The organism is Enterococcus sp. 9D6_DIV0238 (assembly GCF_002174455.2).
Taxonomy (GTDB): Bacteria; Bacillota; Bacilli; order Lactobacillales; family Enterococcaceae; genus Enterococcus_L; species Enterococcus_L dunnyi.
Genome location: NZ_CP147246.1, coordinates 2,106,436 through 2,123,205, shown reverse-complemented (window position 1 = coordinate 2,123,205; position 16,770 = coordinate 2,106,436). Strand labels below are relative to the sequence as shown.

At 33.3% G+C, this 16,770-nt stretch carries 10 protein-coding genes; 2 read left to right on the top strand and 8 right to left on the bottom strand.

Annotation, left to right across the window (positions count from 1 at the left end; all coding sequences use genetic code 11):
* The first annotated feature begins 118 nt into the window (after positions 1-118).
* Positions 119-541 carry a hypothetical protein gene (locus tag A5889_RS09880; RefSeq protein ID WP_087641733.1) on the top strand — a complete coding sequence of 141 codons (423 nt, stop codon included), beginning with the start codon at positions 119-121 and terminating at the stop codon, positions 539-541.
* A gap of 367 nt (positions 542-908) precedes the next feature.
* On the opposite strand, the gene A5889_RS09875 is transcribed toward A5889_RS09880, so the two are convergent.
* The 8 genes from A5889_RS09875 to A5889_RS09840 form a co-directional block, all read right to left on the bottom strand.
* Positions 909-2,201 carry a glucosaminidase domain-containing protein gene (locus tag A5889_RS09875; RefSeq protein WP_087641731.1) on the bottom strand — a complete coding sequence of 431 codons (1,293 nt, stop codon included), beginning with the start codon at positions 2,199-2,201 and terminating at the stop codon, positions 909-911.
* A 423-nt stretch (positions 2,202-2,624) separates the two neighbouring features.
* Positions 2,625-3,494 carry an Ig domain-containing protein gene (locus A5889_RS09870; protein ID WP_087641730.1) on the bottom strand — a complete coding sequence of 290 codons (870 nt, stop codon included), beginning with the start codon at positions 3,492-3,494 and terminating at the stop codon, positions 2,625-2,627.
* A gap of 105 nt (positions 3,495-3,599) precedes the next feature.
* Entirely contained in the window at positions 3,600-4,661 is a 1,062-nt protein-coding gene (locus tag A5889_RS09865; protein WP_087641729.1) for a hypothetical protein, read from the bottom strand.
* Positions 4,661-5,746 carry a DUF4352 domain-containing protein gene (locus tag A5889_RS09860; RefSeq protein WP_207114592.1) on the bottom strand — a complete coding sequence of 362 codons (1,086 nt, stop codon included), beginning with the start codon at positions 5,744-5,746 and terminating at the stop codon, positions 4,661-4,663. The genes A5889_RS09865 and A5889_RS09860 overlap by 1 nt, the downstream gene beginning before the upstream one ends.
* Positions 5,747-5,875: 129 nt before the next feature.
* On the bottom strand, positions 5,876-11,833 hold the full coding sequence (locus tag A5889_RS09855) for a bacterial Ig-like domain-containing protein (protein ID WP_339087768.1): 5,958 nt from the start codon (positions 11,831-11,833) through the stop codon (positions 5,876-5,878).
* Positions 11,834-11,923: 90 nt separating this feature from the next.
* Positions 11,924-12,613 (bottom strand): winged helix family transcriptional regulator, encoded by a 690-nt coding sequence (locus A5889_RS09850; RefSeq protein ID WP_176372871.1) that lies wholly within the window; start codon positions 12,611-12,613, stop codon positions 11,924-11,926.
* Between the two features lie 179 nt (positions 12,614-12,792).
* Positions 12,793-13,497, bottom strand: coding sequence for a winged helix-turn-helix domain-containing protein (locus A5889_RS09845; RefSeq protein WP_176372870.1), 705 nt, complete (start codon positions 13,495-13,497; stop codon positions 12,793-12,795).
* Positions 13,478-14,956 carry a helix-turn-helix domain-containing protein gene (locus A5889_RS09840; RefSeq protein ID WP_087641726.1) on the bottom strand — a complete coding sequence of 493 codons (1,479 nt, stop codon included), beginning with the start codon at positions 14,954-14,956 and terminating at the stop codon, positions 13,478-13,480. Before A5889_RS09840 ends, A5889_RS09845 begins: the two co-directional genes overlap by 20 nt.
* Positions 14,957-15,290: 334 nt before the next feature.
* On the opposite strand from A5889_RS09840, the gene A5889_RS09835 reads away from it, so the two are divergent.
* A complete protein-coding gene (locus tag A5889_RS09835) occupies positions 15,291-16,736 on the top strand; it encodes a helix-turn-helix domain-containing protein (RefSeq protein ID WP_207114606.1) in 1,446 nt (481 codons plus the stop codon).
* Positions 16,737-16,770: the final 34 nt, after the last annotated feature.

Here is a 16,770-nt window from a genome sequence, read left to right as displayed (position 1 = left end):
GGAAACCAGAACATAAATCATTTACACACTGGATTCAACACTTAGCTTATGAGTCTGGAGTAACAGAATCTTTAATCTGGAAAAGAAAAAAACTGGAGAAGTTTACTATGAGTACCAAATGAAGGGCAAAGGTGTTACTGTACCACGTATTGAAGACGTTGATATCAGTCCAGATAACTTTGAACTTGTGAGAAAATCAGTTAAGACAATTCGGCAGGAAGACGAAGGCAGCATAATAAAAAAGAATAGCCACACTGAGATTGGCTACTCAAGAGAAGAACAACATTTAGCTTTATCTGTTGCAGATATTGCGATTTCATCAACATACAATTCTTGGTTAAAGGATTTTTCTAATTTGAATGTCGATTTGCTTACAAGTACTTCACAAAAAAAGATATATAAACTTTTACCAAATTTTTCATTTTATTCCTCTCTAAGTGATCGAGTACAAACCATAGACTTCTTATTACTTGAAAACCACACTAGTGAACCTCATCAACTAAATTTGAATTCGATCGAAGTCGTACTCTCTGAAGAGTAATTGCAGCGCTCTTTCAAAAGCCAGCAATACTATCAACACGTGAATTATTTATGGTTTGCAATTCCTTCTGTAAAAATAGCAGACATTGGTTTTAAAATATCTGGTGAATATGGCATACTTGAGGTAAAAGAAGGGATGGTGACTTCTGTATGTAGAGAAGTTCCATATGTGGAAGCTTCTAGTAAAATAGATGTCTATCAGGAGGCGTTAATCAAATCATTCCAAAGATAGTACAGAGCAATCAATAAAAATATAGCCTATGGAAGTCCACTTATATAGAATTAATCCAACCAAACATAAAGACCAAGCTATGTAAGCAACTGCTCACAATGCTTGGTCTAATTATTTTTGATCAATATAGCTTCTCTCATTTAGGCGTAATATAAGTTAACATACTTACATAGTCTACTGGAATTATACGTGTAGATACAATCCCTAAACCAAGAACATTCATTTCAGATATACTAATTGATCCATCCTCATTTACCTGTTCCACAAAAGCTACATGACCATAGACTTCATCTGCTCCCAAAAATCCTGCTGAAAAAGATACTGCACTACCTGCTCTAGGAGTATTAGTTACTTCAAACCCTCTTTCCTTTCCAGTAATTCCCCAATCTTGACCATTTCCCATCGTTAAATCAATGTCCCCACCTAATTGAGTAATCCGATTATACACATATTGTGTACAATTTCCTGAAGCATAGCTATTGTAGACATCGTGATTCACTCCATCAAATGGTTTGAAATCACTACTACTACCTAGTATCTCAGACGTTTCCGCATTATCATATTGAGTAAGGTTGTAGGCTTCAATAATTCCATTCAACTTTTGATTATACAAGACATCAGTAGCATATGTTCCTGTTAATGCTAATGTCGCATTATCATAGGTATTAGCCACACTTTTTCGTGTACTCTGATATAATTCATTATTCGTTAATAGTTGTGCATAATCTGTTATGCTTTCATTCATACTGGGATATTGTCTAAAATTTGATTCAACTTGATATAAATTTCCTGTACCATCATCTTCATACGTTGGAAAAACAACAAATTGGCCTTCAAAATCCCCTTTAATTCCAAATAAATTATTGTATGGTTGCTGACTTAACTGACTACTTCCAGATCCCGACTCTAAAATGGCTTGTGCTATCATTACAGATGCAAACAAATCATATTCTTTCCCGATATTTTGAGCTTGCTCCCAAATGCTATTAATAAATGTTGATGTCGCTTCATCTTTCTCATAATGAATGCTCCCTACTTCTGAAAAAATAATTGTACTTTCAGACTCTGTTTCAGAGAATTCTTCTGTTATTTCTTCGTTATTATTGATTGCCGTAGATTCATCAATAAGTGCACCTTGCTCAATTGATGTAGTAGATGGAACTTCTTCATAACTAATTGTAGCTTCTTTGTTTATAGATTCATCTGCAAACTCTTGCGATTTCAAATCTCCTATTTCAGCTTCTTTTGATTCCACTTCAGAATCTTCTTTCACTCCTTTCAGATCATTCTTAATATTGTCGGTGTTAGTTGTCTCAATTGGATAATACTCTATATTAGTCTTTTCAGAAGCCAACACTACATGACTTGATCCAACTGCTCCTGTAAAAGCTAGTAGGGCTATTGAAAGTAGTGACATTGTTTTGTTCATTTAAATTCTCCTTTATTTTATTAATCAATAACTCATTATGAAACTCTTTTATTACTGATAAATCTGATCCATCAATGATCAATACATCTAATTCTCTTTAGAATTCTTTATTTGATAATTTTATAAGTTAAAGAGGTTGGTTTCCCTTATACTTTAAAGCAATGCTAATATTTGAAGTAGTTTCATAAATATGTATCAATATAATACTAAGTATAAAAGAAATATAGCCTTATTTTCAGTCAAAAAATATAATACATGACAAATCTTTTGAAAAAATGTCGTTTATAATACTAGCTGATTACTTTTAACTTAAATTCAAATCTATGTTTTGTTATACAAAAAGACCCCCAAAAAGTTAGATTTTCAAATCTGACTCTTTAGGGACGGCATAATTATTAAAATAGTGCTCCAGCTTCTTTGTTACTAGTAGGGGAAATAAAATTCTGCAGTATATCCGACTGTTGTAAGCCCTTTTTTAATTACATACGTTTGACAGGCAATTGCTTTTCTATTTACATCTTTCAATTCTCGCTCAATGTAAGCATTAATTGATTTAGCATCTTTAAATAACTTCAAAGAGTTACTTAACATTGATTTTGGAACGCCTACTGATTGATAGTTAATCTCACCCGTGAATGTTCTGTTATCTCTATATGACATTTTTCCCATGTAATCGATTCTTGTGTAACTTTTCTTAGGAACTAATTTTACTTCAATTGCTTCTAGTCGATAAGAGTATTTTGATGTTCCTGAAGGTATTCCACCTTTTTCCCAACCCATCCAACCAAATTCTTGAGCGTGAACACGATAAAATACATCATATACTTGGCCCAGTTGACCTGTTAGTTTAATTTGAATCGCCTCTAAGCGTTTTTTCTGCCCTGATGTTCCTGATGATTGACCATTTTTCTTCCAAGTTTGCCACCCGATATCTTGTACATGTGTACGGTATTCAATATCTCCGCTGTATGGTGAATTTTGAACTTTCAGTTGAATGGCTTCCAAACGTTTTTTTTGACCTGATGTTCCAGACACTTGTGCATTGCTTTTCCATCCTTGCCAACCAATATCTTGTACATGTGTACGATAAGTAACTCCTGCCGATAATGCAGCACGCTCTTTTGGAACAAAAGCTTCATTTATTTCTGAATCATTACTTGACAGAATATCTACGCTCTGTATTTCTCCATAGGGCTCTGTTGTAATTTTTTCTGTAGCCTTAGCTGTTGTTGTTCCACCAATTAATGACAGCGAAAATGATACTCCTAACAATAATAAACTAATTTTTTTCATTTTCTCACTTCCCTTTCTTAGTTATAAAATAAGTGTATCTATAATAGATTATAGCGAACAACTTGCCCCTATTTCTACTATGGGATCCATAAATATATATTCTATTTATATCACACTATCCTTTTGGACATTCCCCCACGTTGCTTCATCACGTTTCTCTAATTTAAACTGTTGTGCTTCAGCCCAATCAGTTGGTTTTTGCTCATATGTTTCAAAATCAAGCTTTGAAACAAGCCATTCTTTATTGTAGTTATCATAAGTTAACGCAACTATTGCATTTTTACTATCATCTTGAATAGAGGTATTTGAATCGCTCCATTCCTTTTTTAACTCAATAGAAATTTTTCGATCAATGTACATATCAAAATAGACAGTTTGCTGATTTTCATCAATTTTTAAACTCTTACTGTCCATCACAACAGTTTGAAAACTTTGCGAATAACTTACAATATATGGCTGTATTGTGCTCATCATTTCATTTAACTCACTTCTTAGATTTTCACTTGCTGACGAAAGTGAATTAAAATCTAGCCCTTTCCGTATACAGACATTATAGGAAAGATAAAAATCAGAAACAACAGTAACTAATTTTTTTTGAAATGATTGATCACTTAAAAATGTCATTCTATCGGTTAAAACTACATCCCTATCAGTTTCCAATGATACCTTTTCTTTTTTCAGTATTTTCCCCAATGTTGGATGGTCAACCTCAAATTCAAATGTGTATTCATATGGAATTAGTGGTCCTAGTGTAGTGCTATTTAATTGTAGTTCCTTACTGTCTTGGAAAACAGAAATCTTTTCATAATCGCTACCAGTTTCTAAATTAATATACCTTTTTTTAGGCAAAAATACTGTTTGCGCTAGATAGTTGTTCGTTTTTCTCGTTTCAAAATTAGAGGTGTTCAATAAAAAGCTAATATCCTTTGTTTTAGACATCTGTTTAAACATCAACATATAGCTTTCTTCTGAAATAGTAGAACCATCTACATACTTAGGAATGATTTTTTTTGCTGTTACAAAATCATCATTAGTAACAGCTGTAACAAGACGAGTCGCTGTAGTTTTTGGCGATACATAATTTGACCACATTACAAATACAACAATCCAGAACAAAAAGATACTAAAAAAAATACCACCAACTAAATACTTTTTCTTATCCTTCATTAAGAGTTTATATCTCCCATAAATGCTTTTTTAAGTGACTTAAACGAATAATTATCACTGGAATCTGAGGTGTCAACCTTCCATTTCCCATTTTCTTTTGTGAAGTGAATTTCATAGCCCTCACCACTAAAACTATCATTAGAACTCACTGAAGTCGTTTCATATTTTGAGGGTAATTGCTCTAACAAATATTTTTCTGCATCTGTTTCAGCTTTTTCATAATCTGAATATTTCCCCTCATTTTTATCAACAAATTCAGAAATAATTGAATCTGTATCTAAATTATCAAAATGAATCGTCTCAGGTTTAACATAAATAGTTGCAGATTCAGGATAAAATTCTTTAATAGAATAGTCTATTTTTGCTTTTTTAGCATTTGCATTTTTAAATGCATCAATATTAGTCATCAGTTCCGCTTCAGAAGGCTTGTAATAATAGAATTCTTTTTCTAATGCTTTAGAAAACATGACGTTAAACGAAGTTTTTTCTTCTTCAATATTATTTGCAATATCTTTATTTTCAGATTTCTTATTTAAGAAAACGTCATTAACAAAGCTTTCAGCTATTTTTTGTATATCTAAAGATGTATCTTTATATTTTTTTGTTTCTACTTTTATTTGAATGTCCTCTTTTTTATCATCCAAATAACTGTTTGGTGTATAGTGAAGCTCATATTCCTTATTTTTATCAACCTTGAAAATTACATAACCATTTGTACTTTTTCCACCAGAAATTGATTCAAATTGAAGTTTTTTGAAGTTTTCATCATCAGTGTAAATATCTTTTTGAGAAATTTTGTTATCATCCTCATCATAAAGATTAATTTCTTCCAAAGATAAATTTAATGTATCTTTACCAATGTTATTGATTTTAACATCTAATGCTAAATAACCAGTATTTTCTGTCACATCTCCATCCTCTGGAAGAATATACGTCCCATTTTCAATCTCAATAGATGCAACTTTACTAGAAGCAATTGCTTTTTTGGAACTATCTTCTTTCATATTTTCTTTACTACAAGCACCTAAAGTAAAAACGACACAACATAGAAGTAATCCCAATATTGTACCCCTCTTTTTTTTCATATATTTTCTCCTCTAAGTTTTTTTATACTTACTTTCATCATGTAATTATTTAAAAATCTGCCAATCTAAAAGTAGAATCGGCGAGATCTTTAAATAATATACTAAATAACTTTGTTTTTTGATTATCCTTTATTCTTTTGTTTTTCTTTTTTTGAAAAACAGAGCAATTATAAGAAGTGTTCCACCTAAAATACTCATTAGGAAGTTAGTATCTTCACCTGTTGAAGGTAGTTTTGAAGTTTGTAAACCGTTTTTCCCAAATAAAGTTTGTGAATTATTCTTCCCTTGGTCTTTTGGCTGATCTTTTGGCTGATCTTTTGGTTGATCTTTTGGTGATTTTCCTTTATTTTCCAAAACTGTAACCGTTACAGTATCAGTTGCTTCTCCATTGGTATACGTTACTTCATATACTCCCGGTTTGCTGGTATCAACTGTCGTCACTTCTTTTCCTGTTGCTTTGTCTACGATCTTGTCTACCATATCTTTTGTAAAGGTGACTGTATTCCCATCTTTGTCGGTCGCTGACACGAAGTTGTCTTCTTTATCCCACGTGCTTCCCACATAGATCGTTGAGTCTTTTCCTTCTACTGCTTCTTTGTTTTCTAGAACTGTTACGGTTACAGTGTCAGTTGCTTCTCCATTGGTATACGTTACTTCGTATACTCCCGGTTTGCTGGTATCGACTGTCGCTACTTCTTCTCCTGTTACTTTGTCTACGATCTTGTCTACCATTGACTCAGTAAAGGTGACTGTGTTTCCATCTTTGTCGGTCGCTGACACGAAGTTGTCTTCTTTATCCCACGTGCTTCCCACATAGATCGTTGAGTCTTTTCCTTCTACTGCTTCTTTGTTTTCTAGAACTGTTACGGTTACAGTGTCAGTTGCTTCTCCATTGGTATACGTTACTTCGTATACTCCCGGTTTGCTGGTATCGACTGTCGCTACTTCTTCTCCTGTTACTTTGTCTACGATCTTGTCTACCATTGACTCTGTGTAAGTGACTGTGTTTCCATCTTTGTCGGTCGCTGACACGAAGTTGTCTTCTTTATCCCACGTGCTTCCCACATAGATCGTTGAGTCTTTTCCTTCTACTGCTTCTTTGTTTTCTAGAACTGTTACGGTTACAGTGTCAGTTGCTTCTCCATTGGTATACGTTACTTCGTATTCCCCTGGTTTGCTGGTATCGACTGTCGCTACTTCTTCTCCTGTTACTTTGTCTACGATCTTGTCTACCATTGACTCTGTGTAAGTGACTGTGTTTCCATCTTTGTCGGTCGCTGACACGAAGTTGTCTTCTTTATCCCACGTGCTTCCCACATAGATCGTTGAGTCTTTTCCTTCTACTGCTTCTTTGTTTTCTAGAACTGTTACGGTTACAGTATCGGTTGCTCCTCCATTCGTATACGTTACTTCGTATTCCCCTGGTTTGCTGGTATCGACTGTCGCTACTTCTTCTCCTGTTACTTTGTCTACGATCTTGTCTACCATTGACTCTGTGTAAGTGACTGTGTTTCCATCTTTGTCGGTCGCTGACACGAAGTTGTCTTCTTTATCCCACGTGCTTCCCACATAGATCGTTGAGTCTTTTCCTTCTACTGCTTCTTTGTTTTCTAGAACTGTTACGGTTACAGTGTCAGTTGCTTCTCCATTGGTATACGTTACTTCGTATACTCCCGGTTTGCTGGTATCGACTGTCGCTACTTCTTCTCCTGTTACTTTGTCTACGATCTTGTCTACCATTGACTCTGTGTAAGTGACTGTGTTTCCATCTTTGTCGGTCGCTGACACGAAGTTGTCTTCTTTATCCCACGTGCTTCCCACATAGATCGTTGAGTCTTTTCCTTCTACTGCTTCTTTGTTTTCTAGAACTGTTACGGTTACAGTGTCAGTTGCTTCTCCATTGGTATACGTTACTTCGTATACTCCCGGTTTGCTGGTATCGACTGTCGCTACTTCTTCTCCTGTTACTTTGTCTACGATCTTGTCTACCATTGACTCAGTAAAAGTGACTGTGTTTCCATCTTTGTCGGTCGCTGACACGAAGTTGTCTTCTTTATCCCACGTGCTTCCCACATAGATCGTTGAGTCTTTTCCTTCTACTGCTTCTTTGTTTTCTAGAACTGTTACGGTTACAGTGTCAGTTGCTTCTCCATTGGTATACGTTACTTCGTATACTCCCGGTTTGCTGGTATCGACTGTCGCTACTTCTTCTCCTGTTACTTTGTCTACGATCTTGTCTACCATTGACTCAGTAAAAGTGACTGTGTTTCCATCTTTGTCGGTCGCTGACACGAAGTTGTCTTCTTTATCCCACGTGCTTCCCACATAGATCGTTGAGTCTTTTCCTTCTACTGCTTCTTTGTTTTCTAGAACTGTTACGGTTACAGTGTCAGTTGCTTCTCCATTGGTATACGTTACTTCGTATACTCCCGGTTTGCTGGTATCGACTGTCGCTACTTCTTCTCCTGTTGCTTTGTCTACGATCTTGTCTACCATTGACTCTGTGTAAGTGACTGTGTTTCCATCTTTGTCGGTCGCTGACACGAAGTTGTCTTCTTTATCCCACGTGCTTCCCACATAGATCGTTGAGTCTTTTCCTTCTACTGCTTCTTTGTTTTCTAGAACTGTTACGGTTACAGTATCGGTTGCTCCTCCATTCGTATACGTTACTTCGTATTCCCCTGGTTTGCTGGTATCGACTGTCGCTACTTCTTCTCCTGTTGCTTTGTCTACGATCTTGTCTACCATTGACTCAGTAAAGGTGACTGTGTTTCCATCTTTGTCGGTCGCTGACACGAAGTTGTCTTCTTTATCCCACGTGCTTCCCACATAGATCATTGAGTCTTTTCCTTTGACCGTTTCTTTGTTTTCTTTTGGAGTCAGAGGAATTTTAAACTCATTTAGGGCAGTATCTTCCACAATTTTAAGTTCTTTGCCAGCCAAATATTCATCTGGAACAGTATAACCATCTGGGACTTCTGTTACTACTAAGCTATAGTTACCTGTTCGAATTCCTGTAAGAGCCTGAAGTCCAGCTTCATCTGTTGTGTACGATACTTCTGTTCCTGTATCGAGATTTTTCAAGATGAATGCTACATTCCCTAAGGGAGCTTCTGTAACTGTATTGTATGAAAGTACTTTTCCTGATACCAATTTTGTAACCATATCTCCTGCTACATATTCAATATCAACGCTATTACTTAGCTTACTTAGTTGATAGTTATCATATCCAATCAAGCTGTCTGATTTTACCGATGTAGTCGTAGAAACTTTTCCAGACTGAGAGGAGATTGAATTGTAAGTTAATGTTACATTTTCTGTCAATACATATCCTTCTTTGAACTGGATAGAGATCCCTGTCCCATCTGCTTTTGGAACAATAATGTATTCATCTTCAGGGATAGTTGCTCCAGAACTAGTTACGATTGCTATAGAAGCCGTTTCGACTACTGCTTTACTTGACCCAGAAAGAGTGATATCGAATGACGGACTAATCAACTTATATTTATCTGCATCCACATTTTTTGTTGTAAATGTATGTTGAACTACATTTAAGAACGTATCATCTTTTTCAAGTACAGATGTATCTATAGGAGTTACGGGCGTTGTTTGAAACGATTGAGTAACCGTTTCTTCTTGTCCTGTTACTGTTGATTCAATTGTATCATTAGACCTATTGACCCAGTTATTCGTTCTTTCCCAAACAATTAGATAACGATTAGACGTCTCTCCAAAATCAAACGTATAAGCTTCCTTATCCTTATCATAAGTAACTGTAGGATAGTCAGCATCCCCCAACTTCACCTCAGTATTAGTCAATAAACTTGAATAATCGTAAAGCTTCCAGTCTGGATGTGCAATTGATTTTACTTGATCATTAGAAATATTATATATTTTGTAGCTCGCTGCTGTATCTTCCATCCTAGAAATATCTGATGTTACAATCAATGAATCATAAGAATCATTACGTGCATTCACTAAAAACCCTACTGAGTTTACATTCCCAACAGATTGAAGAGCTGCTTCACTATAATCTCTTTCTTTTAAGTAAGAGTGAACTAACACAGGTGGGATATCTTCATACCCATCGACTGAAAATGTGACAGTAGATTCTACTGCACTATCACCACTTGGAATAGTCTCTGTTTTATCTAACCCATCTGGAACATAATTGAAAACTAATGAATAATCTATGCTACTGGTGATAGGTGTAGTAAATGCAATTATTGTTTCTGTGTCACTAATTTTTTCTATAGTATAATCCTTGCCAAGGGTATAGCTTTTTGGAGATGATCCCAACGATTGCATTTCTCTAACTGAAAAATAGGAAGGGTGATCAATTTTGATTTTGACATTGTTTAGAGGTTCTGAAGTTGTTCCCTCCAAATGAATCTTAGCATTTTTGGAATTAGTACTTGCCGCATTACTATTTCCCCACGCTGTTCCGCCAAAATCAGCATTGATTACAGAAATTTTCTCAATGTACGGATTGTATAGTACTTCATATTTTGCTCCAGCATTAACCATTGTATTCTCAGCAGATAATACAACTGCTTCTTTATTTTGTGGAACAGTTGCTTCAACATACATCTGACTCAATACTATATCTTGTTTTGCTCTGATTGTGAGAACGTTTTCTGATCCTGTAGATACAATTTCAAAAGAAGATTCTGCTACATTTGTATTATTTACATCATAGATGCTTAATAAATAATCAGTAATTGGTTGCCCATTATCGCTTGTGATAGTAAAGGTATCTCCTGCCTTGACGGCGTATTTAAACCGATCATTCTTATTTAACAAGTCCACTCTATATTTATCTCCAGAAATGAGCTGCGCAGAAGTCATCGTTCCAGCTATACCATCATTTTTTAAATTCTGACTTCCTTTATTACTAATATTTGCAGAGTAATATGACGAAAGTACAGAACTAGAATCAGCGTTATAGTAGGTTAAATTTCCAGATGACCATCTTCCTAATGTTTTGTCTGGTGCAGTATACTTTGATGCCGTAGTTTCTTGGAGTGCATACTCTTTACTTGTTGATACAACATATGTTTTTTCTTGGTCCATATTTGTCACTTTAACTGAAAGCTTCTTATCACTGTTTTCAACAACAACATAATCCGTACCATCAACTAAAATCTCTTCAGTATCTAAAATAGGATTCCCTTTAACATCCACATAATAAGACTTTACGGTAATACCCTTATCTGGATCTGTTAAAGCCAGTTGAATTCCGTTGTTTTCTATAGTTGTAAAAGCACTATTAGTGATATTTAAAAATTGTTCTCCTGAAAGTGATCGAGATAAGTTATAAAAAATATCTCCAGAAATTCCCCATACATTTTTATCACTAATAAACTTAATATCCTCTACTTTTTCATACGCATTAAACGTATAAGTTTTAGCTGTCTTTCCAGCTGTATCAAGAGTTACAATTGGTTTGATGCCAGCCTCTACTTTTAGATAAGTTAAAATGTTGATTGTAAAATTAGGGTCTGTAGTCGTTTCTGTAAAGGTAACCACTAATTGACGATTGGCTGCGTCCACTGTTGCTTTAGCTGATGTACTTCCTGTAAGTGTTATATCAATTCCACTTAATCCGATGTAATCAGGTAGTGGTACCGTATACGTATCTCCGCTTTGATACGTACCAACTTGATTGAAATCCAATTGCAACTTAACTGCTGCACCATTTTCTATACGATTTATACCATTAGTATTGTATTCAGCGCCTACATTATCTGTCATATTATAAATTTTAATTTCCTGAAGTAATTCATCTGTAATCTCCATACCAGCTGGTACTGCTCTAGCATGCGGCACCACATTTTCGTCGACATGTTCTTCTTCAACTGGAACGTCTTCACTTTCAGACGAATCCTGTTGAATCGGTGTTTCTGTTGTCTCTTCCGTAGCAGTCTGTTCTGATTCAGAGGATTCTGATTCAACAACTTCTGAACTAGTTACGTCTTCCGTTTGTACATTTTTTTCTAAGACTTCAGCAGCTGCTGATAATGGTAATATATTTTGTGACAATAATGCTGCAAGCGTTATACATGTTAACATTCTATTTTTTTTCATAAAATAATTCCTCTCTCTTTAAAAAAACTTCTATTTATTTTTTTGAATACTATTAATTATTCATACTCAACAAATAGAGTGCGTTCACAACTATTCTTTATATACATAACCGATTGAACGAGTTGTTTTAATAAAATTTGGTTTACTTGGATTTTTTTCAATTTTTTTTCGTAATTTTGAAATAAGATTGGCGATTCTATAATTTGAACATTCCCTTTGATATAGTTCATCAGGCCATATTGTTTGAAACAACTCTTTGTAACTAACCGTTTGATTAGGATGATTTTTAAGTGAATAGAGCACTTTGTATTCATGAGTGGTCAACAAAATCTCTCTTCCATTCACTATCACAGAAATGTTTTTTTCATCTAAAACTAAAGATGTTTCATTGGTTTGTTTTCTAACAAAAGTTTTTGTCAGAGCAATCTGATGTTTTTGAAGTGTATTCTTTACGAATTTCCCTATACTTTCAAAAGAATAATTATTTGTTACTATTCCAGTTACTCCTATAGAAGCATACAGATCAATTATTGATGATTCAGCTTCTTTCATATAAATCCAGACCATCGGTAGTGTTTCTTGTACTAGCCATTGAATGATCATCAACTCTTTGGTTGGGGAGTACCCTGATCCATCAATAATCAGAGCATCCAATTCTTTTCTAGCATCTCTATCAGGAAGTCCTACAAATTGAACAACTGAAATAGATTCTAATTTTTCCATATCAACATTTTCAACTGAGTTTGCCGCTGACATTTTAATCCAACCAACTTTATACATACTCACTCCTCCTTTTTTCATCATCATTAACATGAGTCAATACTTTTCAAAATATAAGTTTTTATACTATTTATTATAAAATGAAAATCATATCAATTTTCTGCAATATATATACTCCACAATAAAGTTTTTGACTCACATTTTTTATTCTATAGTATATAAATTAAGCAATTCACAATTCAAGCGGTCATATAAAATCTATACCCTCTAGAACGAACTGTCTGGATATATTCATGACTTACTCCGGCTAATTTGAACTTTGTTCGTAAATGAAAGACCACATTTGCGACTTTCGTTTTCATATCTTTTAAATCCACATTTCTTTTCTTCGATTCACAATTCCATATCTCATTAAACAGTTTTTCATAGCTAAAAACAGTAGCTTTGTCAGAATAGATTGTAGAAAGCAACTTGTATTCGATTTTTGTTAATCCAACTTCGACTTCTTCATTTAGAAGTACACTTCGATTCCCCTCATCTAGTTGAAATGAAATTTCTCCTAGTTCTTTTTCCTCACTCTCAAAATTCAATTTTAAATTTAAATTATTTTCTGCGGTAAGTACAAGCTCCTCTACATCATAATCCAAATCCACAAAAGCAGTCACTCCCATTTTTAATAAAATTAAGCGGTCTATCTTAGATACAGAGTTGATCATGAATATTATTGGAATCATTTTCTTTTTCCTGATTTTCAAAATGCAGTCACAATACTCACGAATATCCAATTTGTCTTTATCATATACATAGATTATCTCTGTTTGTTCTATAGGCAGTTCTTCTAGATTTTTTAAAGTTACATGTATAAATTCAACCTCTTTATTAGTATAATTCTCTATTTTTTTAAAATCAGAATTTTCTGACAAACTAATGATTCCTATCCTCATTCGAATCATTCTCCTTTTCAATATTGAAATAGTTAGTGTTAATACTTTGAGCAATCCGTCCTATATCTCCAAGTACTGAATAATCCTCAATAATATAGACAACAGCATTACTAATGCCTTCCAGATAATAATCTGTTACAATGATATCAGGCTGTTCAACGAACGATTGAATGAAGAGAATAGGATAAAATATCAATTGTGCAAGCTTTTCTTCTATAATTTCTTTGTTTCTGTCTCCAAATTTACTGTAAACTAGTAATTTTAGTGTCCTTCCCTTCTTTTTTAACACTTCATTAAACAGTACCTGCAACGTTCCTATTCCCAAAGGAATCTCTTTTTGAGTATTCATTTCAAAATACTCTATAAACTTAGAGTAAAGTTCATTTAACTTTAGCGATTCTACTGTTAAGCTGTATTCCAAGTCTGCAGAAATAAAAAAGAGTGCCTGTTTTTTCAAAACCAAGTACAAATTAGCAATTAGATAAAAGTATTCATCCGGATGAAACTCTATGTCTATAAAGTGGCCCATATGATAAACAATTAGATTTGCCATTTCAAAAGCTTGATCCTTGATTGTACTAGGTGTTAAATAGGCAGAGACATTTGATACTGTCTCCATGTCGAGTAAATTATTTGTACTTATAAAAAAAAATAGGCTAGCTAGTTCTCTATCCAAATCCTCTTCTGACAACATTGTCAAGTAATACTTACGTATCATAGTTGTGAATTTTTCTTTTGAAATTAATCTATTCATAATCAAAAAATCTCCACTATTTGATTCAACTAAATAGCCTTTTGATGCTCTCAGTTTACTAATACTAAAGTATAGAATAAAAGAATCTATAGAATTTTGAGTCATTTTAGGGTATAACATTTTGAATGACTCGCTTATCTTCGATACTATTACTCCGTCCTTTGGAAAACTTCGACTGGCACGAAAGAGTAGATAGTAGAAATAACGTATTCGTTCTTCATTCCCATCTAAGTAATACACACCATTACTCTTAATTATTTTCATCCCTAACTTTTGAATAAATGTCCTTAAGTGTCTGAATTTCCTGGCTAACGATGAATTACTTATAAAAAATTCTTGGGTATATTTTTCTGTGGTTATTGTTTTTCCATAAAACAAATCCTGAAGTATCTGGAAATACGTACTCTTTTTTATCATTTTGCTGAAAAATAAATCTAAAGAAAAATTCTTTCCTTTTTTAAAATAGTAAATATTCTTGCCAAGTACATTTACTTCCAAATATTCTTTAGTTCCAAGCTGATCAATCTCATCACTCAATTCTTTTATTACCTCGCTCATAGTAATTGGTGATAAATCAGCTACAGTAACCAACTCCTCATAGGTCAATTCAGAGGTTGTTGATTTGCTGATATATTCTATAATGTGACACAAAATTTTATCTTTCTTTTCTAAAAGATTTAATATGTTTTCTTTGTTAAGAATCAATCTTTCAACACCCTCTAAAAATCAAATATCTATCTAAACGATTTGATGATCTTCATCTCCTTTATTTTTGTTTTCTTAATATAATCATAATAATATAATTACCAAATGTTTTTGCGTCAAAAAATATATGAAAAAAAATAATTTTTGACACAAAAAATCTTATAGTCTATTATATTAGCCATTTTCACTATAATAAAAACAACATTAGGTAATTTATTTTATAAAATTTTTATGCTTTTTTTAAATAAAAAATCACACATAGTTTCAAATAATTCCATTATTATGTATACTTAATATAGATTTGTAGAATAGGCTTACAGGAGGAATCTACTATATGCGTAACATTTTATCTAAATCTTTGCAAAGACGTTTAAGTTTAATAGACTATTTATTTGTTTACCGTTCCAATAGTTTAAAACGTATAGAAAATGAGCTAGGTTATAATACTGTCACTTTGTTGAAAGACATTTCAGATATTAATGAAATGATATCTCCTTGCAAAATAACTAAAGCACCAAATAATGAATATATGATTTTTTTCCCTAATGATACCAACATAGAGTATATTTACTCTTGTTTTCTAAAAAATAGCCCCGAGTTCTCATTACTTCACAAATTGATAACTGGCTCTTTCGATTCACTAGAATCACTTTCTACAGAACTGTTCATTAGTGAATCTACTCTAAGAAGACTGATTCGACGAATCAATTCTCATCTGCAACCTGATTACCATTTTGAAATAAGTACTTCTCCAGTTAAGTTTGTCGGTGATGAGAGCAGTATCATTACTTTTACTACTTATTTTTTGAAAGAATACTATCTGACTTCTGAGCAAATGCTTCTAAAAGACCAATTAGACATACTTTCAGAGCTTTTTAAGATATTTTCCCTTTCATCACATCCTGTACCACTAAACCTTTTAGACGCTGATAAATTTAATTTCTATGTATATAGTACTTTACTTCGATCTAAACAGATTCATCGATTTGAATCCTCTGACCAAGAGTTATTATTTTTTAAGGAATTTTTACCTTTAAAAATTCCTTTCAAACGAGCATTTAATGTTGACTTAACTTACGATTTAATTTTTAGAATAGAATTACTAATCAACAATGACAATTATATGCTTACTTATAATGAGCTAATTGCAGCAACTCACTATGATAAAAACAAATCTATGATTGTGAAACAATTAAATGAGCTGATTGATTATCTCTGTGATACATTAGGTATTCAATGTACAAATTACGATAATCTTTTATTAACTTTATATAATTTTACAACCCTTACCTACGGTATGGAATTTGTTCTTTTTTCAAGATACAAATTTTTTTTAAATGCCATGACAGACTATTATCCTTCTTTTTTCAACTCAATAAAGAATAAAGTAAATGAACTTTTGTCATATACACATTTAGAAAAAGCTCATGAATTTGTGTATTACTTACTATTGAACTGGATTGAGCTTCAGAAAGCTTTATACAAGTTCAATCCTAAAATGAATGTTGGTATCTATTTTTATACAGATATAGATCATAATTATTGGATGAAACAATTCCTCAAAGAACATTTTTCAGAAAAATTATCAATAACAGTGCTCTATGAAAAACAGAGCTCCATTATCCGACAAAACTTCAAAACATATGATTTAATATTAACTAATCAACCTCTTCTTGCGAAAAAATATAGCAATGTTCTCTGTTGTTCTGTCTTTCCTACAGAAGAACAACTAGCCAAAATCAAAAACTTCTATACTTCTTGGATCCAAAATCACATATAGGAGGATACGACAAAAGTGTTCAGCTTATTTTCGA

Coding starts and splice junctions, on each gene's coding strand:
- A5889_RS09850 (WP_176372871.1), bottom strand. CDS start 12,613: ATGTATAAAGTTGGTTGGATTAAAATGTCAGCGGCAAACTCAGTTGAA.
- A5889_RS09880 (WP_087641733.1), top strand. CDS start 119: ATGAAGGGCAAAGGTGTTACTGTACCACGTATTGAAGACGTTGATATC.
- A5889_RS09845 (WP_176372870.1), bottom strand. CDS start 13,497: ATGAGGATAGGAATCATTAGTTTGTCAGAAAATTCTGATTTTAAAAAA.
- A5889_RS09865 (WP_087641729.1), bottom strand. CDS start 4,661: ATGAAGGATAAGAAAAAGTATTTAGTTGGTGGTATTTTTTTTAGTATC.
- A5889_RS09875 (WP_087641731.1), bottom strand. CDS start 2,201: ATGAACAAAACAATGTCACTACTTTCAATAGCCCTACTAGCTTTTACA.
- A5889_RS09870 (WP_087641730.1), bottom strand. CDS start 3,494: ATGAAAAAAATTAGTTTATTATTGTTAGGAGTATCATTTTCGCTGTCA.
- A5889_RS09835 (WP_207114606.1), top strand. CDS start 15,291: ATGCGTAACATTTTATCTAAATCTTTGCAAAGACGTTTAAGTTTAATA.
- A5889_RS09855 (WP_339087768.1), bottom strand. CDS start 11,833: ATGAAAAAAAATAGAATGTTAACATGTATAACGCTTGCAGCATTATTG.
- A5889_RS09860 (WP_207114592.1), bottom strand. CDS start 5,746: ATGAAAAAAAAGAGGGGTACAATATTGGGATTACTTCTATGTTGTGTC.